General features: G+C 64.1%; 22 protein-coding genes and 1 pseudogene. 11 read left to right on the top strand and 12 right to left on the bottom strand.

Annotated elements, in window-relative coordinates; genetic code table 11:
- Window positions 1–15 precede the first annotated feature (15 nt).
- From RHPLAN_RS35290 to RHPLAN_RS35280, 3 genes are all read left to right on the top strand, one after another.
- A complete protein-coding gene (locus tag RHPLAN_RS35290; protein WP_068028850.1) occupies window positions 16–585 on the top strand; it encodes a sugar O-acetyltransferase in 570 nt (189 codons plus the stop codon).
- A gap of 118 nt (window positions 586–703) precedes the next feature.
- Window positions 704–2,812: a carboxypeptidase-like regulatory domain-containing protein gene (locus RHPLAN_RS35285; RefSeq protein WP_068028846.1), complete on the top strand. Its 2,109-nt coding sequence runs from the start codon at window positions 704–706 to the stop codon at window positions 2,810–2,812.
- Window positions 2,813–3,089: 277 nt separating this feature from the next.
- Complete coding sequence (locus RHPLAN_RS35280) at window positions 3,090–3,332, top strand: hypothetical protein (protein ID WP_068028843.1); 243 nt, start codon at window positions 3,090–3,092, stop codon at window positions 3,330–3,332.
- Window positions 3,333–4,098: 766 nt separating this feature from the next.
- Here RHPLAN_RS35280 and RHPLAN_RS35275 read toward each other — a convergent pair.
- A complete protein-coding gene (locus RHPLAN_RS35275; RefSeq protein ID WP_157100687.1) occupies window positions 4,099–5,118 on the bottom strand; it encodes an alpha/beta hydrolase in 1,020 nt (339 codons plus the stop codon).
- Window positions 5,119–5,346: 228 nt separating this feature from the next.
- Between RHPLAN_RS35275 and RHPLAN_RS35270 the strand changes: the two genes are divergently transcribed.
- Complete coding sequence (locus RHPLAN_RS35270; protein ID WP_068028837.1) at window positions 5,347–6,225, top strand: transporter; 879 nt, start codon at window positions 5,347–5,349, stop codon at window positions 6,223–6,225.
- Window positions 6,226–6,261: 36 nt separating this feature from the next.
- On the top strand, window positions 6,262–7,413 hold the full coding sequence (locus RHPLAN_RS35265) for a mandelate racemase/muconate lactonizing enzyme family protein (protein WP_068032336.1): 1,152 nt from the start codon (window positions 6,262–6,264) through the stop codon (window positions 7,411–7,413).
- On the opposite strand, the gene RHPLAN_RS35260 is transcribed toward RHPLAN_RS35265, so the two are convergent.
- A complete protein-coding gene (locus RHPLAN_RS35260) occupies window positions 7,414–8,376 on the bottom strand; it encodes a Bug family tripartite tricarboxylate transporter substrate binding protein (RefSeq protein ID WP_068028834.1) in 963 nt (320 codons plus the stop codon).
- Between the two features lie 75 nt (window positions 8,377–8,451).
- Window positions 8,452–8,901, bottom strand: coding sequence for a group III truncated hemoglobin (locus RHPLAN_RS35255; RefSeq protein WP_237179981.1), 450 nt, complete (start codon window positions 8,899–8,901; stop codon window positions 8,452–8,454).
- A 79-nt stretch (window positions 8,902–8,980) separates the two neighbouring features.
- Here RHPLAN_RS35255 and RHPLAN_RS35250 point away from each other — a divergent pair, with 79 nt between their 5' ends.
- The gene (locus tag RHPLAN_RS35250; protein ID WP_068028832.1) at window positions 8,981–9,418 is read left to right on the top strand and encodes an RrF2 family transcriptional regulator; all 438 of its coding nucleotides are present in this window, start codon (window positions 8,981–8,983) and stop codon (window positions 9,416–9,418) included.
- A gap of 13 nt (window positions 9,419–9,431) precedes the next feature.
- On the opposite strand, the pseudogene RHPLAN_RS35245 reads toward RHPLAN_RS35250, so the two are convergent.
- From RHPLAN_RS35245 to RHPLAN_RS35240, 3 genes and pseudogenes are all read right to left on the bottom strand, one after another.
- Window positions 9,432–9,968 (bottom strand): annotated as a pseudogene (locus RHPLAN_RS35245) (DUF488 domain-containing protein).
- 28 nt (window positions 9,969–9,996) lie between these two features.
- Entirely contained in the window at window positions 9,997–10,212 is a 216-nt protein-coding gene (locus tag RHPLAN_RS38870) for a hypervirulence associated TUDOR domain-containing protein (RefSeq protein WP_084246210.1), read from the bottom strand.
- A gap of 63 nt (window positions 10,213–10,275) precedes the next feature.
- The gene (locus RHPLAN_RS35240) at window positions 10,276–11,301 is read right to left on the bottom strand and encodes a DUF1236 domain-containing protein (protein WP_157100685.1); all 1,026 of its coding nucleotides are present in this window, start codon (window positions 11,299–11,301) and stop codon (window positions 10,276–10,278) included.
- 59 nt (window positions 11,302–11,360) lie between these two features.
- Here RHPLAN_RS35240 and RHPLAN_RS40015 point away from each other — a divergent pair, with 59 nt between their 5' ends.
- From RHPLAN_RS40015 to RHPLAN_RS35230, 3 genes are all read left to right on the top strand, one after another.
- The gene (locus tag RHPLAN_RS40015; RefSeq protein ID WP_157100684.1) at window positions 11,361–11,576 is read left to right on the top strand and encodes a hypothetical protein; all 216 of its coding nucleotides are present in this window, start codon (window positions 11,361–11,363) and stop codon (window positions 11,574–11,576) included.
- Between the two features lie 63 nt (window positions 11,577–11,639).
- Window positions 11,640–11,804, top strand: coding sequence for a Flp family type IVb pilin (locus RHPLAN_RS35235; protein WP_068028827.1), 165 nt, complete (start codon window positions 11,640–11,642; stop codon window positions 11,802–11,804).
- Between the two features lie 176 nt (window positions 11,805–11,980).
- A complete protein-coding gene (locus RHPLAN_RS35230) occupies window positions 11,981–12,967 on the top strand; it encodes a Bug family tripartite tricarboxylate transporter substrate binding protein (protein ID WP_084246208.1) in 987 nt (328 codons plus the stop codon).
- Between the two features lie 7 nt (window positions 12,968–12,974).
- Here the strand turns inward: RHPLAN_RS35230 and RHPLAN_RS35225 are convergent, their stop codons facing one another.
- Genes RHPLAN_RS35225 through RHPLAN_RS35215 form a run of 3 tightly spaced genes read right to left on the bottom strand, consistent with a single transcriptional unit; the run spans window position 12,975 to window position 15,166 of the window.
- Window positions 12,975–13,949, bottom strand: a complete 975-nt coding sequence (locus RHPLAN_RS35225) for a Bug family tripartite tricarboxylate transporter substrate binding protein (RefSeq protein WP_068028821.1) — start codon at window positions 13,947–13,949, stop codon at window positions 12,975–12,977.
- A gap of 38 nt (window positions 13,950–13,987) precedes the next feature.
- Window positions 13,988–14,791, bottom strand: coding sequence for an alpha/beta fold hydrolase (locus RHPLAN_RS35220; protein ID WP_068028818.1), 804 nt, complete (start codon window positions 14,789–14,791; stop codon window positions 13,988–13,990).
- A 24-nt stretch (window positions 14,792–14,815) separates the two neighbouring features.
- Window positions 14,816–15,166: a hypothetical protein gene (locus RHPLAN_RS35215; protein ID WP_068028815.1), complete on the bottom strand. Its 351-nt coding sequence runs from the start codon at window positions 15,164–15,166 to the stop codon at window positions 14,816–14,818.
- A 77-nt stretch (window positions 15,167–15,243) separates the two neighbouring features.
- Between RHPLAN_RS35215 and RHPLAN_RS35210 the strand changes: the two genes are divergently transcribed.
- A complete protein-coding gene (locus RHPLAN_RS35210) occupies window positions 15,244–16,044 on the top strand; it encodes a substrate-binding domain-containing protein (protein ID WP_068028812.1) in 801 nt (266 codons plus the stop codon).
- Between the two features lie 18 nt (window positions 16,045–16,062).
- Here the strand turns inward: RHPLAN_RS35210 and RHPLAN_RS35205 are convergent, their stop codons facing one another.
- The 3 genes from RHPLAN_RS35205 to RHPLAN_RS35195 all read right to left on the bottom strand — a co-directional run bounded on the left by RHPLAN_RS35205 (window position 16,063) and on the right by RHPLAN_RS35195 (window position 17,997).
- Window positions 16,063–16,854 carry a class II aldolase/adducin family protein gene (locus RHPLAN_RS35205; RefSeq protein WP_084246206.1) on the bottom strand — a complete coding sequence of 264 codons (792 nt, stop codon included), beginning with the start codon at window positions 16,852–16,854 and terminating at the stop codon, window positions 16,063–16,065.
- Complete coding sequence (locus RHPLAN_RS35200) at window positions 16,851–17,333, bottom strand: NUDIX hydrolase (protein WP_068032330.1); 483 nt, start codon at window positions 17,331–17,333, stop codon at window positions 16,851–16,853. Before RHPLAN_RS35200 ends, RHPLAN_RS35205 begins: the two co-directional genes overlap by 4 nt.
- Before the next feature lie 430 nt (window positions 17,334–17,763).
- Complete coding sequence (locus tag RHPLAN_RS35195; RefSeq protein ID WP_068028806.1) at window positions 17,764–17,997, bottom strand: hypothetical protein; 234 nt, start codon at window positions 17,995–17,997, stop codon at window positions 17,764–17,766.
- Window positions 17,998–18,222: 225 nt separating this feature from the next.
- Between RHPLAN_RS35195 and RHPLAN_RS35190 the strand changes: the two genes are divergently transcribed.
- Entirely contained in the window at window positions 18,223–18,864 is a 642-nt protein-coding gene (locus RHPLAN_RS35190) for a hypothetical protein (protein ID WP_068028803.1), read from the top strand.
- Window positions 18,865–18,874: the final 10 nt, after the last annotated feature.

The following is an 18,874-nucleotide window of genomic DNA, read 5'->3' as shown; positions in this document are numbered from 1 at the left end:
GAAAAGATTCAATAAATGTCGAACGAGAGCGGCGCCAAAATCATTCACAGCCGGACACCGGAATCGGCGGCCATGGTGGCCAACGTCAAACGCGCCACGGCGATCACCGCCAGGCTCAATCGTTTGACGTTTGACGATGCCGACGAAATCCGGGCCTTGTTCAGCGAGCTGACCGGCAGAAAGGTCGACGAGAGCTTTTTGCTGATCCCGCCGTTTTACACGGTCGGTGGGAATGAGATCCGGGTCGGGCGCAATGTCTTCGTCAACCAGAACTGCACGTTCTATGACCTCGGCGGCCTCGACATCGCGGACGATGTGCTGATCGGGCCGAACGTCAGCATCATCACGGCGAGCCATCCCCTCGATCCGTTGCAGCGCCGCAAGTTCACGATCGGCAAACCCATCGCGATCGAGAGAAACGTCTGGATCGCCGCCGGCGCGACGATCATCGGCGGGGTCACGGTCGGCGAGAATTCGGTCGTGGCTGCGGGCTCGGTCGTCACCAAGGACGTTCCGCCGAACACTCTTGTCGGAGGCAATCCGGCGCGGGTCATCCGCTCCATTGCTCGCGGCCCGCGCGAATAGGTGCTCTGCGCCAGCGCGCGGGCCCTTTTCTTGAATCATTCCAGTTTCGGGAAGATGATCGCTCGTTGCTTGGCGCCCTTTGGGCTCTTCGCCAGGCTTTCATCTTTCGGGGGCTTGAATGACGAAAAGAAACTGGAGTGCGGCTTTGCCGCTGGCGCTGACATTGTTGGCATCCACGGCGCTTGCGCAGAATGCGGTGACGGTCGGCGCAGCCGACATCGGCGGCGTGGTGACCGGCGCGAACGGGCCCGAAGCAGGCGTCTGGGTGATCGCAGAGACGACAGACCTGCCGACCAAATACGCCAAGATCGTCGTCACCGACGACCAGGGCCGCTACCTGATCCCCGAGTTGCCGAAGGCGAACTACAACGTCTTCGTGCGCGGCTACGGACTTTCCGATTCCGCAAAGGTTACGGCCGCGCCGGGAAAATCGCTCGACCTCAAGGCCGCGCCCGCGCCGAGCGCGGCAGCCGCGGCGCAGAACTATCCGCCGATCTACTGGTTCTCGCTCATTCACGTGCCGAAGAAGGACGAGTTTCCGCTGGAGAAGATCAAGAGCCAGGGCGAGTGGCTCAACATCGTCAAGAGCGGTGCCTGCCAGTCCTGTCATCCGCTCGGAACGCCGGGCACGCGCGTCGTGCCCGAGGAATTCGCCAAGCAGTTCGAGAAATCGGCCGACGCCTGGGCGCGCCGGCTCGCCTCCGGCAGCGCGCAGGCGCTGATGGCGCGCGACATCGGCCGCCTCGACACGCAGAAGGCGCTCGATCTGTTCGCCGGCTGGACCGACGGCATCAAGGGCGGCGAGCTTCCGTTCGCCAAGCCGGAGCGGCCGAAGGGCATCGAGCGCAACGTGGTGATCACCACGTGGGAGTGGGGCCATCCGACCAGCTATCTGCACGATGCGATCTCGACCGACCGCCGCAACCCGCGGCTCAACGCCAACGGCAAGATCTACGGCTCGCCCGAAGATTCCACCGACATGATCCCGATCCTCGATCCGGTGACCAACACCGCGAGCGAGGTGAAGCATCCGGTGCGCGATCCGAAGACACCGAACGTCAAGGACGGCCCGTTCGCGGCGTCGGCGTGGTGGGGCGACAAGCCGATCTGGGACAGCCAGAACATCAACCACAACGTCATGTTCGACGAGAAGGGCCGCGTCTGGTCGACGCCGCGCATTCGTCAGCACGCCAATCCGGCGTTCTGCCAGCAGGGCTCGGATCATCCGTCGGCCAAGGCATTCCCGATCAAGGAGGCGAACCGGGAGCTGTCGTTCTACGATCCGGCGACCGGCAAGTTCACGCTGATCGACACCTGTTTCCCGACGCATCATCTCAACTTCGCGAGCGACGCCAACCAGACGCTCTGGACCAGTCCCGGCGTGGTCGGCCCGGCGGTGATCGGCTGGCTCAATCGCAAGATGTTCGAAGAGACCGGCGACGAACAGAAATCGCAGGGCTGGACACCGTTCATCGTCGACACCAACGGCAACGGCAAGCGCGACGAATACGTCGAGCCCAACGCGCCGGTCGATCCGACCAAGGACAAGCGCATCAACGTCAACCATTACGCGGTGGCGGTGAGCCCGTCGGACGGCGCGGTGTGGGGAACGGTGATCGGCTATCCCGGCTCCATCATCCGCGTGGTGCCGGGCAGCGATCCGACCAACACGGCGCTGACGGAGATCTACGAGCCGCCGATGCCGGGCTACGGGCCGCGCGGCGGCGACGTCGACAAGAACGGCGTCTATTGGGTGGCGCTCGCGAGCGGCCACGTCGGCGAGTTCGACCGGAGGAAGTGCAAGGTGCTCAACGGGCCCACCGCGCTCGGCAAGCACTGTCCGGAGGGCTGGACCTTGCATCAGCTGCCGGGTCCGCAGCTCCGCGACGTGAGCGACGCCGGCAGCGCCGAGGCGAGCTATTACGTGTGGGTCGATCTGTACAACACGTTCGGGCTTGGCGAGAACGTGCCGATCGTGATGGGCAACCTGAACAGCTCGGTTTTCGCCGTGAAAGACGGCCAGCTCATCAACTTCGTGGTGCCGTACCCGATGGGCTTCTTCGCCAAGAACGTCGACGGCCGCATCGACGACGCCAACACCGGCTGGAAGGGCCGCGCGTTGTGGAGCACCTACGGCAGCCGCACCACCTTCCATCTCGAAGGCGGCAAGGAAAACCGTCCGCGCGCGGTGAAGCTGCAGTTGCGGCCCGATCCACTGGCGCACTGAAGCCGGCGGATCGGGGGCCAAGCGAGGCCCCGCGCCGTCCTGGGTTGCGCCCAGCGCCGAAAAGAATGAGGCCGCCCGATCAGGCGGCCTCATTCGCCTTGAATCGATCGGCAGAGAGCGTATGTCGAGTGACGCTCTCCGCGGGGGATGAAGCCGTTCACTTTACAGAAAGCTCCCGCGAGCACACTGCTGCCGGAACGTAAGTGCACCGGACACGCCGCGCCGTTTCGATTCCAAGATCGAGCGTGAGGCGTTTTTGAAGGGGCGGGAACCGACAATGGCACCGGATGAACTTCTCAACCTCGCTGAACGGCATGCTGAGCAAGGCCGTCAGCGTATCGAGCGCCAGCGGAAGGTCGTGGAAAATCTGAAACTTGCCGGCCGCGACGCCAAGATCGCCGAAGACGCGCTGGCCATGTTCGAGCGCCTGCAGGTCAAATTGGAAGACGATCACGCCCGGCTGCTGCAGAGCAGGAAAAGCCTGGCTGCCTATCAGACGCGGGATCCGGAGGAGAACTGAGGGCTCGACGGATTTGCGCGTGGACGGCAAAGCGCCCAGCCAGCCGCTGAGGCTTCGCGCCCCGTGACGAGCCTCAACTGACAGAGCTCAAAAGTTTGCTGATGTCAGCTTCCTGAGTTCAGCCACGCAGTTCTCATTATTCGCTTTGCATTCTTGCGACTCAGATGTAGACGCGAATTTGCCTCGTTCACTGAGGGCGTCGACTAGGGACGTCTATTTGGCGGAGCGGGGTGTGGCGCCTGCAGGCGTGGTTCGTAGCCACGTCCCAGGGTGCGATGCCATCGTCCGTCCCCGATGAGGGGGCCGCCTTCAGTGGCAGGGCGCGATCGGGTGAAGGGCCAAGGCAACGCGGCCTTAGGGAAGGGTTCGTCCCGCACCGTCCGATAACTCGAACGAGGGTATCGCGTTAAGTCGCCACCAGTGGAGCGCCGGAAGGCGTGCGGGCTTCGCAACAAGCCCGCGGCACCCTCGCAAGGGGTGTCGACTGAGACGTAGCGCCAACCGGCGCTCCGCGCCCTCACGCATGTGAGGGACGAGAAAGAATAGAGGCGCCAGCCCCGCGCCTGCTTTGAAGGGGCCGATGAATCATGCCTGCATGGATGCTGAAGGACGCGCGCATAGGCGAGCGAAGCGACGCCGTTCTTCGAACGGCTATGCCGCGGGCTGTTTGAAAACTGAATCTGAAGGTGACGCGCTGTTCGTGCACCGCGCCCACCCTCCCCCTCCAGGGGAGGGTGAGCACCGCCTCGTGGCGATGATTCCAATCTCACGCGCCGACGGAATCGATCGACTTCCGGATCACCTGCTGCACGTCGGCATTCGACAGGAACAGGTCGTGGTTGATCAGCCCCCAGCCTTCGCTGGACGCATCGATCACGCGCACGCCGAGCCGCTCGATGACGTCCTTCTCGGCGGCGCCAACCCGTGTCATGCCGCCGGCCATCTGTCCGGAAAACACCAGCGCGCGGTCGTTGGTCGCGGCGATGACGGTGATCTTGCCGGCGAGCGGACCGATGCGTTTGATCGACGACGAGAACACGTCCATGTCGATGTCGGGAGCGGCGAACACGATGGCGCCGATCCTGCTGAGAACCGTGTCGCCATAGCGCGCATAAAGCTGGCGCAGGGTTTCGAGCGTCAGCATGGTGCCCATGCTGTGCGCGACGATGTGGACGCGGCCGCCGTTCGGCGCCTCCACGATGGAGCGGAGCACGCGTTCGAAATCGTCGCGCGACCACATCGCGCTGTCGCGGTCGTAGGCGTAGTCGAACAGCCCGTCCTTCGACGGCCAGGAGAACAGCATGGTCTGGCCGTTGAACTTGATGGCATCGGAGAGGTAGGCCGCATCGAGCGCCGCGGTCTCGAAGGTCTGCTTGAAGCCGTGCACGTAAATGAGGACGTCGCGTCCGGTGCCACGCTCCGCGAGAAGTGCGCTGACGTCTCCGGTCGCCGGCTCGACCTTGCCGATCTGCCAGCTGTCGAAGCCCGCCGCCGCGAGCGTGAAGCGGCCTTCGGCTGGCGGCTTGAGCCTGGCCCGCGCCAGCGTCATCGCGGACGCCCGCTCCGGCCCGAACCAGGGCTTGGCGCGGCCGCCGTTCACCCGCTTGCGCGTGGTGGCGACGAGCAGCGTCGGATCTTCCGACAGCGAGGACGCGTCGTAGCGTGCGCCTTGCGCGGCGAGGCCCGCGCATCCGCCGAGCGCCAGCGCACTTGTAAGCGCGCCAATTCCGCCGAGCAGAGCGCGGCGAGAGACGGCCTCGTGTTGCTGCAAATGTCGGTCGGCCACGCAGGACCTTCGGAACGTCGCCCCCCGCAAGGCCCGCCCGGCGAATTCACTGGACGACGATGGCGGCGAGAAAAGGGCGGTCGGTTCCACATCATGGAAGCGGTCGGTTCCACATCATGGAATAAGACGCCGTTCCCTGTGATCTTAAGACAAGCGTGGTCTTGCCACGTGTGCCGATTGGAATTGACGCGGTTACCGGGGCGAGATTTGTTTCATTCAGTGGTTGGCATGGCGGCCGCGGCCGCTTTCGCTGTCGCGGCCTGCACGGGAGCGGCGCACGCGCAGAATGCGCCGTCGAGCGATGCCGGCGTCGGGAGCAATGGCTCGAAGACGCTGATCGAATGGCTGCTGGGCTCGAGTGGTAATTCCAAGCCTCCGTCGAAGGAGGACGATCGGATCGAGCCTGACCGCCCGCATTTTCCGGAGGCGAGCACGACCGTGGGGCTTGGCCGCGCGGTGCTCGAGGGAGGCTATACGTTCACCAGCAACGGCAGCTCGTTTCGCTCGCACTCGTTGCCGGAGGCGCTGTTGCGGGTCGGCGTGATGGCCGAGTGGTTCGAACTCCGTGTCGGGCAGAATTTTCTGGCGCAGCGGCAGACGGCGGGCGGCGCGGTGCTCGACTCAAGCGGTGCGCAGGATCTGTATCTCGGCGCGAAGGTTGCGCTTTCGGAGCAGCACGGCATCCTGCCGCAAGTTGCCGTGATCCCGCAGATGACGGTGCCGACCGGCAGCAGCGCGACGACCGCGGGGCGCGTCCTGCCGGGAGTCAACGTCGATGCCAGCTGGCAAGTGATCAAGGATGTCTTCGACGTCGAATTTCTGGTGGCCAACAACGCTGTGCAGGATGGCGTGCGCAGCTCGCGTCTGGAAGTCGCAACCGGATTGACCGGTGCCGTGCATCTGACCAAACAGCTCGAGGCTTTCGCCGAATGGGACGCGTTCTATCCGGTCGGTGGATTGAGCCCGGCGCCGCCACGGCACTACGCGGTGGGCGGGCTGGTCTATTTTCTCTCCTCGAACCTCGAGGCAGACATACGCTTGGGCCACGGCCTCAACAGCAATTCGAACGATTGGATCGCGGGTGTCGGCTTCGCGGCGCGGTATTGATTGGAGCAGCAAGCGCGTCATCGTAAGGTGCCGACCATGAAAATCATCCGCGTCACCGCCACGCCGCTCAACGTCCCGCTGCACATCAAGCTCGTGGGCGTCGACAAAACATCGTCGCTGTCGGGCTGCTATGTGGAGGTCGAGACCGACACAGGGCTGATCGGTCACGGCCTCACCGGCATCACCGAAGAGGAGGTGATCGCGCAGATCGTCAACAGCATCGCGGGGCCCGCGATCGTCGGCGACGATCCGCTCGCGCACGAGCGGCTGTGGGACAAGCTCTACTGGACGCTGATGCCGCGCGGCCAGACCGGTTACGCCGCGCATGCGCTCGCCGCGATCGACGTGGCGTTGTGGGACATCAAGGGCAAGGCGTTCGGCCAGCCGGTGTGGCGGCTCTTGGGCGGCGCGCATCCCAAGGTGCCGGTCTACGCCACCTACGGGTTCGGTTTTTTCGACCGCGAGCAGCTCGCGGCCGCGGCCAAGCTCTGGGTGTCCCAGGGCTTCCGGCGGCTGAAGATGACGGTCGGCAACGAGGCACTGAAGAAGCGCGATACCCATCCGATCATGGACGCGATCCGCGAGGACGCAGCGCGGGTCCGCGCGGTGCGCGAGGCGGTGGGACCGGACGTCGAATTGTTCATCGACGCCAACTGCAATCTCGATCTCTATCACGCGACGAAACTGGCCGAGATGGTGAAGCCTTACGGCATTTCGTTCTTCGAGGAGCCGCTGACTCAGAACGATGCGCAGGCCATGGCGCAGTTGCGCCGCGCGTCGGGCATCCCTTTGGCGTGCGGGCAGAACGAAGGCTTGGCGTTCCGCTTCCGCGATCTGTTCCTGGCGCAGGCGATCGATTATGCGCAGCCCAACGCGATCATCACCGGCGGCTATTCGCAATGCGTGAAGATCGCGGGAATGGCGAGCGCGTTCAACGTGTCGATCGCCAACGGCGGCGCCTGGGGCTTCCACAACATGCATCTGCAGGCCGGCGTGTCGAACGGCACGCTGGTCGAGCATCACTATCTCGCGGTGGAGATGTGCCGGCAGATTTTCACGGGGCTGCCGGAGCCGAAGGATGGATACTTCACGATGTCCGAGGCGCCGGGCCTGGGTTTCGAGCCCAACCGTGACGCGATTCGCGAGATCGCGAAGCTGCCGCTGAGCGGGGGCAAGGGGAAGGGGTAACTATTGCGGTTCGATCTTCGCGGCCTTGATCAGCTCGCCGCGCACCGCGATGCCGCTGCGGACCGTCTCGGCGAGCTCCGCCTGCGTTCCGGCGACCACCGCGAGACCGACCGTGGCGAGGCGCTCCTTCACCTCGTCGACCTTGAGGATTTTGACGATCTCGTCGTGCAGCCGGTTCACGATCGGCGCAGGCGTTGCAGCCGGTGCGAAGAAGCCGAGCCAGGACGACATCTCGTATCCCGGAATGGTCTCGGCGATCGTCGGCACGTCCGGCAAGGCAGAGTAACGCGTCTTCTCGACGACCGCGAGGATTCGAATCTTCCCGGTCGGAACGAGCGCCACCACGGCCGAATAGCTGACGAACGCCATCGGGATGTGACCGCCGGCCAGATCATTCGCCGACAGCGCGCCGCCGCGATACGGCACGTGGACGATGTCGATGCCGGTCTTGAGCTTCAGGAGCTCGCCGGCGAGATGATGCGGCGAGGCGACGCCCGATGTGCCGAACTGCAGCTTGCCGGGGTTGGCCTTGGCGTAGGCCACAAGCTCGGCCACCGACTTCACCGGCAGGTCGGCATTCACCGCAAGCACGATGATGTTGGCGCCGGCATTGGTGATCGGCGCGAAATCTTTCGCGGGATCGAACGGCATGCTTTTGAACAGATGCACGTTCGACGTCATCATGGCGTCGGTGCCGATCATCAGCGTGTAGCCGTCGGGAGCCGCGCGAGCGACTTGCGCGGCGCCGACATTGCCGCTCGCGCCAGGCCGGTTCTCCATCACGATCGGCTGGCCGAGCGCCGCCTGCAGGCGGTCTTGCACGGAGCGGACCACGGTGTCGCTCGCGCCGCCGGAGGCCTGCGCCGATATGATGGTGATCGGCCGGTTCGGATAATCCTGCGCGCGGACCGGCAGCGCCGCGACGATTGCGGCCAATGCCAGCAGCGTCGTTGTTGTTTTCATGGATCCTCCCTTTGGCGCACCGGACGGCTGCCGGCGCTTCCAAGCGTGGAGTATCAATTCCTTTTCCGTGAAAGGCTACAGTGCGGGTCTGCGAAACCGCTCGCCGCTCCTGAGCAGCACGCCGTGCTGCCCGGCAATGCCGAGCTCGAGGCTTTCGGCGATCCGCCGGGCCCGCTCGATGAAATGCGCCTGGGCCTCCGGCGGACAAATCTCCCGAGCCGTCTCCTCGAACAAGGCAAGCCAGCGATCGAAATGACCCGCGTCGATGGGGAGCGGCATATGCTTGGCCATGGGGCTGCCGTGATAGCGGCCGGACATGAGCGCGACGGACGACCAGAAGGCGAACATCTGCTCAAGATGCGGTTCCCAGTCCCGAATCCGGGCATCGAAGATGGGCGCAAGCACCGCGTCCTGGCGGACCTTGGCGTAGAAGCCGCGCACCAGCCGCTCGATCATCGCTTCGGTAATTCCCGTCCGCGCGACGATCTCGGCCGTGATTCTCGCCCGCCGGTCATCGTTTTCCAACGCAATCTCCGCTAATCGGCATTTCAAATACCTATTTAGCAGATAGAATGCCGATTGCAAATCTTGGCTCGAGGCTCGCATGCGACTGACCGCTTTCACCGATTTCGGCTTGCGCGCCTTGATGCGGCTCGCCGGCGAACCGGCCCGCTCGTTTTCGACCGGCGAGATCGCGGTCGAATTCGGCATTTCGCGCAATCACCTCATCAAGGTGGTGCGCGATCTTGCCGACAGCGGGTTTGTCGCGACCCAACGCGGCTCGGGCGGCGGCTTCCGTCTGGCGCGGCCGCCGCAGACCATCACGCTGGGTGAGGTTGTTCGCGCGCTCGAGCAGCGCCAGGCCTTGGTCGAATGCTTCCGTGACGACGGCGGCGACTGTGTGCTCAAGCCCCGTTGCCGCCTCAAGCAGAGGCTCGCGGCGGCTCGCGAAGCCTTCATGCGGGAGCTCGACAAGACCACTCTTGCGGAATGCGCCTATCCCGGAAGTCCGAAGGGCGCTGCGGCGACACGTGCCGCATAATGCGCGCCCGGCCTCAAGCCGCGGCCGGATAGGTCAGGACGCCGGCGGCGTCCGACTTCGCGACGTCGGTCAGCCGGGCGGGCACGATGTTTCCTGGCCCCATGATGTGAAGCACGGTTTCACCGGCTGCCAGCAGGTAATCGGCAATGATGCGGCGATGGCAGCGCCATCACACTGCCTCCGCGCACATGATCGCACAGCGCTGGTCACGGCCGAGTTCGCGCAGCCGCGCGAGGCCCTCTCGGAATGGCTCGCTCATGGCGTAGTCGGCGTAATTGTGGAAGCTCTTGTTCTCCCAGAAGCCGTTGACGTCTGCCGGGACAACACGCTGCCGCCCGCGCAATCCACCCAATGCGGCCATGTGCTCATACCCGATGTGAGCCTTTAGAAGCGCTGGCGGCAGGACGTCGGTGTTGTATTGCGGATTTGTGCGTGACCGCGGCACCGTGCGGACGTCGACGACAAACGTGACGTCCGCGTTCTGCAGCAGAGCGATGAACTCGTCGAGCGGGTGCGTCGAGTGTCCGATCGTATAGAACGGATTTGCCATGGAGAGGCTGCGCTAACTGTGCTGACAACTAACGGCGAAGACGTCTCAATACTCTGCCTTTGTGCAAGGCGATATGGTCCGTCTTGTCGCTCTTGATCTCGTACTGAGGCTCCTCGGCGCTGGCATGGTGGACGTAGCCCTTGTAGTTCACGTCTTTCTTATGCACGCGGACGATATGGCCTCTGACGCGGCCGGCTTCTGAATTCCAGCTGACGTGATCGCCACGCTTGAACGCCTGACTCATGCTCATCGCCCTAAGCGTGCGGCGCCGCCGATAAGCGGCGCCGCATCCTTCGAAATCAGGCGGCTAGCGTAGCACAGTGACCACCTGATCGGTGGCCGGATCGATCACCATGACGACGTTGCGACGCGTGATGTAACGGTATCCTGCAATATCCGGCACCGCGCTGACTACACGCTCCGGGAAGGCGCAGATCGACGCCGCGGTCGGCACCACACTGCCAATGGAGAGGCTGGTGGACCGGTCATAGCGGCATCCCCGATCGCGCAACACTGTGCGGACGGTTGCGATCTGCGTGCGCGTGAGCCTGACGCGCACATCGGGCGAAGCCACCGCGACGCCCGTGGTCGAAGGCGGTGCCTCCAGCACGGCGGTGTTGCTGACGCGCGAGATCATCGAAACGATACGGCGGGTGCCGGGATCTAGCACCACGATGTCGTCGCCGACCACCACGAACTGCCTGCCGGCAAAATCCGGATAGATCGCGACGATCTCCGCCGGCATGCCGTAAACCTGGATCCACGGCGGCACCAAGCCGGTGACCGTGGCTGCAACCTCCCACGGCGGCCGCGACCACACATTCGTCCGGGTAATGTAACTGGTGAACGCGGCATTGAGCTGCGACACCTGCGGCTCGGTCAGCACAATTCTGCCGGCGGGTGGCGGCGCTGCGGGGATCACGGCGGTGGCCTGGGCGTATTGCGGACGCGCGCGGCTTGGCAACGCGTCGCTCGACACGCGCCGCGTCGCCCGGCCGGTCGTGACGGGGCGATGCGTGCGCGATATCCGTGTCGATGCAGCCCGCGGGCGCTGCCGCACGGTCACGCGATGGCGTTGCGTGGATGCGGTCTCTCGCGTTGCGGACGGCTGCTGGACCTTCTGCGGGGTTGCCGCAGTGGTTTCGTTTCCGCGGCTGTCGGTGGTCGCCTGGCCAGGCGCTTGGCCAGGCTGGTCGGTGCGCCGGATCGTTTCGGTTTTCACCGATCGGGGCTCCACCGTATTGGATTGCGATTGCGTGTCTTGCGCTTGGGCCACTGGCGATGCGGACGCCAGCGCCGCGGCCGCGGCTGCGGTCAGCAACAACGTTCTCATGGGCTCTACTCCTGCTGGACGCCGTCGGGGAGCCGGTCTCCAACACGGTCGGAAGCCCGATGGCCACAATCACAACCAGGACAATGGTTCCCGGGTTCCACCGCGGCGGCTGGCAGGGAGATTTCTGGCAGGGAGATTTCAAGGGCCTTGTCGATCGGGGCGGGCGCGATTTCGGGCTGCGGGTGCCAATTTGGACGGGTGCGGCAAAACCACTGATTTTTTTTGGAGATTCAACCGGCCGTGTTTCTTCATCCGAATTTACCGATGAGCAATAGGTACAACCTAATAGAGAAAAAATATCGAATTACCTGCATTAGGGGAGGTGACTGCACATGCCAATGTTGGGGACGATCAGGCGTTTTCTCTGGGATCAGTCCGGTAGCACGGCCATCGAATATGCCCTGATCGCGGCCGGTATCTCGTTGGGCATCATCAGCACCCTGGCGGCGACGAAGGACAAGCTGATCGCAACATTCACTTCAGCGCAGGACGGCCTGAAGTAGCTTTCCGGCGCTGCGGCTCACGGGACGGATTGAATCCTGAAATGACGCCCGTGGTAGAGGGCGCATTTTTTACTGACGTTCAAAGGCATCACGGCGCGCGACGACCGGCATCTGGATTGCACGAGCTTCGCAACTCTGCGAACCTCGCGTGAGCCAGCTGGTCTGAAGGCGTGACGATGACATCGACGCTGAGGGTTTGGGCTTTTGTCTCCTGCATCGCGATCCTGTTGGTCGCGCAGGCGCGTGCACAAACTGAGACCGCGGCCAACTATCCCAACCGTCCCGTAAAGGTGATCGTGCCGTTTTCGCCGGGCGGCGTGACGGATTCCGTCGCGCGGCTTTGGGCGCAACGAATGTCGGCCGAGCTGGGACAACAGTTCTATGTCGAAAACCACGCCGGCGGCGGCAGCAATGTCGGCATCGCCGTCGCCGCCCGTCAGACGCCCGACGGTTATGCGCTGCTGCTTGGCGCATCGAGCTTCATCAGCAATCCCGCGCTCTACAAGAAAGTCCCCTACGACCCGTTCAAGGATTTCATGCCGGTTTCCGTCATCGCATCGACGGCCGGCGTTCTGGTCGTGCATCCGTCGCTGCCCGCGAACACCTTCCAGGAGTTTGTCGCGCTGGTCCGCGCTAATCCCGGTAAATACAGTTACGGGATGGCGGCCATCGGAACGCCGAACCATCTGATGGTCGAATTGCTGAAAATCGCGTTCGGGCTCGACATCATTGTCGTTCCGTTCCCGGGCGGTGGGCCGGCGGTGCAATCGACCATTGCCGGACACACGCCGATTGCGTCGGTCGCGTTGACGTCGATCCCGGCGCTGGTCGAGGCCGGCCAGTTGCGCGCGTTGGCGGTCACGGGCACGAAACGCGCGGCTGTGCTGCCGCAGGTTCCGACGTTGAAGGAGCTGGGCGTGCCCGATCCGGTGCCGGACACCTTCACGGGCGTGCTCGCGCCGGCCGGTACGCCAAAGGAGATCGTCGACAAGCTGAGCAGCACCACCGCCAAGGTCATGGCGGCGCCGGACGTCAAGCAGCAGCTCGCCAATTTCGGCTCCGAGGCGGTCGTGAGCTCGCCTGCGGACTTCGAAGCGCTCCTCAAGGCAGAAGCGGTGTTTTACCGAAAGGCGATGGACGCCGCCAAGATCGAACGGCAGTAGCGGCGGCTTAGTCCACCCGCGCGCCGGAGAACTGTACGACCTTCGCCCACTTCTCGGTGTCGGTCGCGATGGTGCGGCCGTAATCCTCGGATGATCCGGGCAACGCGACGCCGCCGAGGCTCGCGATGCGCTCTTTGATCTTCGGATCGGCGAGCGCGAGATTCACCTCCTTGTTGAGCAAGGCGACGATCTCGGCCGGCGTGCCCTTCGGTGCGCAGAGCCCGTTCCAGGCGTTGGCTTGATAGCCCGGCACCGTTTTCGACAGCGGTGGCACGTCGGGCAATTCGGCGACGCGATCGCCGGTCGATGTCGCGAGCGCGCGCACCGTGCCGGCCTTGGCGTATTGCAACGACGAGCCGGTGGTCGACATCATCACCTGAGCCTGACCGGCAATGAGATCGGTGAGCGCAGGCGCCTCGCCGCGATAAGGCACATGGGTGAACGTGATGCCGGCCATCATCTGGAACAACTCGGCCGACATGTGACCCGTCGAGCCGATGCCTCCTGACGCGAGGTTGAGCTTGCGCGGAGTTTCCTTTGCCAGGGCGATCAGCTCAGCGGCGTTGCTCGCCTTGAGCGATGGATGCACGAGCAACAGGAGCGGCGTGCCCATCACGTTGGCGACCGGGGCGAAATCGGCGATGAAGTTGTAGTTCAGCTTCCGATAAAGCGAATTGTTGATGGTGTTGACGGTGTTCGCCATGAACAGCGTGGCGCCGTCGGCGGGCGACCGCGCTACCATTTCGGTGCCGATGTTGTTGCCGCCGCCGGGCCGGTTCTCGATGACGAAGGATTGGCCGAGCCGTTCCGTCAGCCATTGCGCGATGAAGCGCGCCACGAGGTCGGTGCCGCCGCCGGCTGATGTCGCAACGACAATGCGCACGGGGCGCGACGGATAGGTCTCGGCGAAGGCTGTGCGCGATGCCGCGGGCAGCGCGGCCATGCCGAGCAGGAGTTCACGGCGTTTCATGATGACGGTCATCGGAGGCCCCTTCGCGACGACGGTTTTGCCGATGAAGCTTAGCTGCGTTGGGCCGTTCCTGGAAACAGCTTATGAGCGGTCAGAAACTCGGTCATGTACCGGTTGAACAGCGCGGGCTGCTCGATCTGGCAGGCGTGGCCGGCGCCATAGAGGATCTTCATCTCGCAGCCTTTGATGCGCTTCTGCAACGGAAAGGCGGAGCGGTGCGTGCCGTCCTCGCTGCCGGTGAGGATGATGGCCGGACAAGCGACCTTGGCATGATGGCCCTCGGGCTCGGGCTGCTGGTAGGCCTTGAACTGCGTGATGATGGTGTCGACGTCGCCGAACACGTTGCGCTCTGCAAACAGCTCGGCGAAGTAGTGCGCCATGGGAGTCGCGCGGAACGCCGGGCTGAAGTCCTCGAAGGTGTAGCCGAAGCGGTAGCCGATGCCTTCCGTCTGGTAGCGCTCGATCCGCCCCGGGATGAATTCCTTGTTCGGATTGTAGCCGGTGCCGCACATGATCAGCGCCGCGGTCTTGTCGGGGCGATGGTTGTGCATCCAGATCAGCATCGATGAGCCGATCGAGCAGCCCACCAGAATCGCGCGCTCGTCCGGATACGCATCGTCGATCGCCTCCCAGCAGGCCTGCGCCACGTCGGCCATGGTGAGGCCCGCGCTCGCCTTCGGCGACTTGCCGTAGCCCGGCAGATCGATGGCGATGCAGCGGTACCACGTGGACATCCGCGCCATCTGGAAGATCCAGCACGACTGATCCATCGGGTTCGGATGCACGAAGGCCATCACCGGCCCGCTCTTGCCCATGGTCTCGTAGTACAGCGGTCCGTCGATGTGCGGGGCCATATGTGTTTGCTTTCTTTTGTCGGTTCAACGCCGGTTGAGAGAACGTTTTGGACGATACGGGCTGTCCGGATTGACGTCGAGATCGACCTCCTGGACGCAGCGTTGCTGCTGAGCATGCCGGGAGCCGACCAGCCAGGGGCCATCGCGAAGTCGCGCTTCGCTCACGTCCGACAGCGAAAGACATCGCCACTCGCCGCCCGGTGGCAAGCGGGAATTGCTTTGCCCGCCAAATTGATAGGTCAAGGCAACCTCGTGCCCGTCCGTGTGACCGAGAATAACCGGACAGATCTCACGCGTGCGGCCGCGATACACACAGACGATCTGCTTTCGCGAGCGCATCGCTTCCTCGAACAGCCTGTAAACCGAGCTCGGCATGGCTTTCACGTCTCGCCCTTCCGCGGCGGGCCGCCGCTGGGCTACGATGCCGGAAAAAGCCCTGCTGGAGGAGCGCCATGAATCCAAGGCCAATTTTACGCGGCTTTTTCGCCCTTTGCGTCGCCGTCCTTCTGCTGTTCGCGCGGGCCGCATCGGCGGCCGATATCCATGTGATGATCTCGGCAGCCTATCATCAGGTCTATGTCGAGCTTGGTCCCGCCTTTGAGAAGGCCAGTGGACATCGTCTCGTCACCACGCGCGGACCGTCGATCGGCGACTCGCCCGAGGCCATTCCGAACAGGCTGTCGCGCGGCGAGGTTGCCGACATCGTGATCCTCGACAGCAGCTCCGCGGACGAGCTCGCGAAGCGTGGTCTGGTGCGCGGCGACAGCAAGACCGAACTCGCCCGCTCGCTGATCGGCATGGTGGTGAAAGAGGGTGCGGCGAAGCCCGACATCGGCAATGTCGATGCGTTCCGCAAGACGCTGCTCGACGCCAAGTCGATCGCCTACTCGGACAGCGGCAGCGGCACGTACATCGGCAACGTGATGTACGCCAAGCTCGGCATAGCGGATCAGGTCGCGGGCAAGAGCCGCAAGGTGCGCGGTCCGCCGTCGGGCGAGCCGGTCGCAGCCGTGGTGGCCCGCGGCGAGGCGGAAATCGGCTTCCAGCAGGTCAGCGAGCTGATCCATACCTCCGGCGTGACCGTTGTCGGCGCGATTCCGGCCGAACTGCAGCCGGGCTTCTCGTTTGCGGCGGCGCTGACCACCGCGGCGAAGGAGGCCGACGCCGCACGAGCGTTGATTCGCTTTCTCGACTCGCAGGATGCGGCGCCGGTGGTGATCCGGATGGGGCTAGCGCCGATCGAGAAGCGGTGAGCGCCGGCACTGCCGTGCTCAGCGCTCCTTCTTCATCGCGTTCGCCTTCCACAGTTCCCAGGTGCGCGTCGGGTCGCTCGGGTCCTTGTCGCGGAGCGCTCCTTCGGCGGGCGAGACGTAGTTGACCGGCCCGCCGAGCGACAGCGCGATGGCGAGCATCTTTGCGTTCTCGTGGGTGTAGACCGCGCGCAAGGTTGCGACCCGTACGTTCGGCCCGACCACCACGTCGCCGTGGCCGCGCATCAGCGCCACCGGCTTGTCGCCGAGCACCGCCGCGAGAGACGCGCCGAGCTTGCTGTCGTTGACCAGCATCTTGGTCGCGCCGAAGCCGTCGCGGCTCTCCCAGACCGGCACGCCGACGTGCAGGAACGAGGCGTTGTGGAAGATCGGCCTCAGCTCTTTCTGGGTGACGCTGAACGGGATCACGCCGGTGGAATGGGTGTGGATCACGCTCATGACGTCCGGCCGCGCCTTGTAGATTTCGCCATGGATGAAGCGCTCGACGAACAACGCGCGGCCGCGGCGGTCGACCGGGTTGGAACCGAGATCGAATTCCATGATGTCGTCGAGCGTGACGAGGCCCGGCGCGATGGCGCGCGCCATCAGATAACGGTTCGGGTTCGACGGATGGCGGATGCTGATGTGGCCATAGGCGTCGAGCACGCCGCGGTCGCTGAGGATGCGATTGGCCAGCACCAGGTCCTCGATCGCGGCCGCCGGCACCGGTCCTGCGCTCGATGGCGCCGTCTGCGCTGTGGCGAAAGACAGCGAACACAACAGCGCCATCACAGCAATGACCAAACGCATCATACGGTCCCCTCCCTGGGTGAGCGTTCGAGCTGTCGCAGCAACGTCTGTACGATCGGCACCTGACCCTTGGTCACTTTGCGAATTGCGTCCGCCGGCGTGAACCATCCCGCTCGATCGGCCTCCGGAAATTCGGCCTGCTTTCCGGACTTCGGCGGCCATTCCATCGCAAAGAGATTGCTGTGAAAGTGCGCCAGATCGAAACCGCCTTCGGTGGCAAAGGCCGTGATGACCTTGCCGCCGGGCTGCTTGAAGTCGCCGAGCGCGAAGGCCTCTATCGGCGGCGGGCAGCCGGTCTCCTCCTCGAATTCGCGCCGTGCGGCGGCGAAGGGATCCTCCGTCTCCTCATAGAGCCCTTTGGGGATCGACCAGGCGCCGTCGTCCTTCTTTGCCCAGAACGGGCCGCCCGGATGAACAAGGAGGAGCTCCAGGTCCGGGCCTTTGCGGCGAAACAGAAGAAGGCCTGCGCTGCGCTTTGGCATGGTGGCGAAACGATAAGCCGCAGCGTCGGCGATTGAAATCCACCCGGCTGCTTGATGGGGCATGAACCAAAGCTGCAGAGGGTTATGCATGGCAGGCGATTTGCGCTTCGCCGCTTCATCTCATGCGCTAAAATCCCGTCAGACTTACCCGCGCCGGGAAGGTGACCCCATGAGACCAAGAGCGATTTGGATCGCTGTCCTGCTCAGCCTGTGTTTCGTCGGAGCGAGCAGCGGAATCGCCCAAGCTAAGTGTCCGCCCGGGCAAGTGTGGGGCGATCTTGGCTGCCGGCCCGCATCGCAGCCGTCCTTGTTCGTGAAGGCCATTCACCGCATGAAGTCAGCCAGGCTCCGCCGAAAGGCTGCTGCGAAGCCCGTGCCGGACTCCCATCAGCAGTAGACCGACTGCCGGGCGAATTCCCCGACGACGAGTTTATCTGGACTGGACCGATTGCCCGGTCGTTGACCGCTCCTGATGACGCTCCCGCTTGTTGGCCTCATGGCGTCCGACCACGCAGCCCGCTGCTGCGCCCAGCACGCCGTGATGTCCGGCATAGTGCCCTGCGACACCGCCCACGACCGCGCCCTTGATACAGCCTTTGGCGTCGGCCGATTGGATCGAGACGACGCTCAACGCGACCGCGGTGATAACCAGCGCTGCTTTCATGTGATGCTCCTGCAAAGAGTGATGTGAGCCAAGAACGCGGAAGCACCTTGAATGGTTCACGGCCGGAGCGATCATGGAGGATCGGCTTCCGCACCGTGGCGATTGGCCGTCGGCCCGCCGTCGACGGGTTCTATGGAATGCCCTTTTGATAGCCGCTCATGGCCATTGATTTGTATGAACGTTAAGATATATTGTCTTGAGACGATTGCCGCCATAAGGTGACCGATGGACGCTTCCCCGCCGTTCCTCACGTCGTTTGCAGCCGCCCGCAGCGCTTATCGCGAGGCCTGGGCCAATCCGGCCTACACCCGTTTCGAACTGCCGCCGGTCAACGTCAATCAGGTGCTGCGCGACCGCTACCGCATGGACCCGGCCCGCAAGGTCACGCGCAGCGAAATCTGGGACATGGAGGCGCGCAAGGCCTGGGATCCGCACTTCTACATTCCCTATGTGGTATCGGAGGCGCGCTCCTACGGCCGGCAGGAGCTTTCGGACGGCTCCTTCCGTTTCTGCCGCGCCTCAAAGCAGAAGGGCTGGATTGCGCCAGGCGCTGACCGCGTGCTCGAGGACACCTATGTGAGCCACGCCGAGCAGGGCGTGTTTTTTCTGGGCCGCGAGCGGATGCCCGGCGAGAACGGCGAAGAGCTTGCGACGGGCACGTTGCAACCGGTCTTCCACGTCGAGCATGCGGCTGGCGGCAGCGAAGACGAGCCGCTGAACATCTGGAGCATCGTGCTGCTCACGCCGAAGAACGATCCGCGCTACGAGGAGCCGTTCAAGGCAATGGTGCGGGCAGGGCTGCTGCCCGGCTTCATCGAAATCTACATCGAGAAGAATCTCGGCGTGAAGCTTTCGCGCGCTGCGTAGCCGTGCGGCG

Source organism: Rhodoplanes sp. Z2-YC6860 (assembly GCF_001579845.1).
GTDB lineage: Bacteria > Pseudomonadota > Alphaproteobacteria > Rhizobiales > Xanthobacteraceae > Z2-YC6860.
This window is presented reverse-complemented; position numbering and strand designations above follow the sequence as displayed.

What these genes read in the sequence shown, in the direction of transcription:
- RHPLAN_RS35290 (WP_068028850.1), top strand. Translation starts at nt 16, where the DNA reads ATGTCGAACGAGAGCGGCGCCAAAATCATTCACAGCCGGACACCGGAA.
- RHPLAN_RS35285 (WP_068028846.1), top strand. Translation starts at nt 704, where the DNA reads ATGACGAAAAGAAACTGGAGTGCGGCTTTGCCGCTGGCGCTGACATTG.
- RHPLAN_RS35280 (WP_068028843.1), top strand. Translation starts at nt 3,090, where the DNA reads ATGGCACCGGATGAACTTCTCAACCTCGCTGAACGGCATGCTGAGCAA.
- RHPLAN_RS35270 (WP_068028837.1), top strand. Translation starts at nt 5,347, where the DNA reads ATGGCGGCCGCGGCCGCTTTCGCTGTCGCGGCCTGCACGGGAGCGGCG.
- RHPLAN_RS35265 (WP_068032336.1), top strand. Translation starts at nt 6,262, where the DNA reads ATGAAAATCATCCGCGTCACCGCCACGCCGCTCAACGTCCCGCTGCAC.
- RHPLAN_RS35260 (WP_068028834.1), bottom strand. Translation starts at nt 8,376, where the DNA reads ATGAAAACAACAACGACGCTGCTGGCATTGGCCGCAATCGTCGCGGCG.
- RHPLAN_RS35250 (WP_068028832.1), top strand. Translation starts at nt 8,981, where the DNA reads ATGCGACTGACCGCTTTCACCGATTTCGGCTTGCGCGCCTTGATGCGG.
- RHPLAN_RS38870 (WP_084246210.1), bottom strand. Translation starts at nt 10,212, where the DNA reads ATGAGTCAGGCGTTCAAGCGTGGCGATCACGTCAGCTGGAATTCAGAA.
- RHPLAN_RS35240 (WP_157100685.1), bottom strand. Translation starts at nt 11,301, where the DNA reads ATGAGAACGTTGTTGCTGACCGCAGCCGCGGCCGCGGCGCTGGCGTCC.
- RHPLAN_RS40015 (WP_157100684.1), top strand. Translation starts at nt 11,361, where the DNA reads ATGGCCACAATCACAACCAGGACAATGGTTCCCGGGTTCCACCGCGGC.
- RHPLAN_RS35235 (WP_068028827.1), top strand. Translation starts at nt 11,640, where the DNA reads ATGTTGGGGACGATCAGGCGTTTTCTCTGGGATCAGTCCGGTAGCACG.
- RHPLAN_RS35230 (WP_084246208.1), top strand. Translation starts at nt 11,981, where the DNA reads ATGACATCGACGCTGAGGGTTTGGGCTTTTGTCTCCTGCATCGCGATC.
- RHPLAN_RS35225 (WP_068028821.1), bottom strand. Translation starts at nt 13,949, where the DNA reads ATGACCGTCATCATGAAACGCCGTGAACTCCTGCTCGGCATGGCCGCG.
- RHPLAN_RS35220 (WP_068028818.1), bottom strand. Translation starts at nt 14,791, where the DNA reads ATGGCCCCGCACATCGACGGACCGCTGTACTACGAGACCATGGGCAAG.
- RHPLAN_RS35215 (WP_068028815.1), bottom strand. Translation starts at nt 15,166, where the DNA reads ATGCCGAGCTCGGTTTACAGGCTGTTCGAGGAAGCGATGCGCTCGCGA.
- RHPLAN_RS35210 (WP_068028812.1), top strand. Translation starts at nt 15,244, where the DNA reads ATGAATCCAAGGCCAATTTTACGCGGCTTTTTCGCCCTTTGCGTCGCC.
- RHPLAN_RS35205 (WP_084246206.1), bottom strand. Translation starts at nt 16,854, where the DNA reads ATGATGCGTTTGGTCATTGCTGTGATGGCGCTGTTGTGTTCGCTGTCT.
- RHPLAN_RS35200 (WP_068032330.1), bottom strand. Translation starts at nt 17,333, where the DNA reads ATGCCAAAGCGCAGCGCAGGCCTTCTTCTGTTTCGCCGCAAAGGCCCG.
- RHPLAN_RS35195 (WP_068028806.1), bottom strand. Translation starts at nt 17,997, where the DNA reads ATGAAAGCAGCGCTGGTTATCACCGCGGTCGCGTTGAGCGTCGTCTCG.
- RHPLAN_RS35190 (WP_068028803.1), top strand. Translation starts at nt 18,223, where the DNA reads ATGGACGCTTCCCCGCCGTTCCTCACGTCGTTTGCAGCCGCCCGCAGC.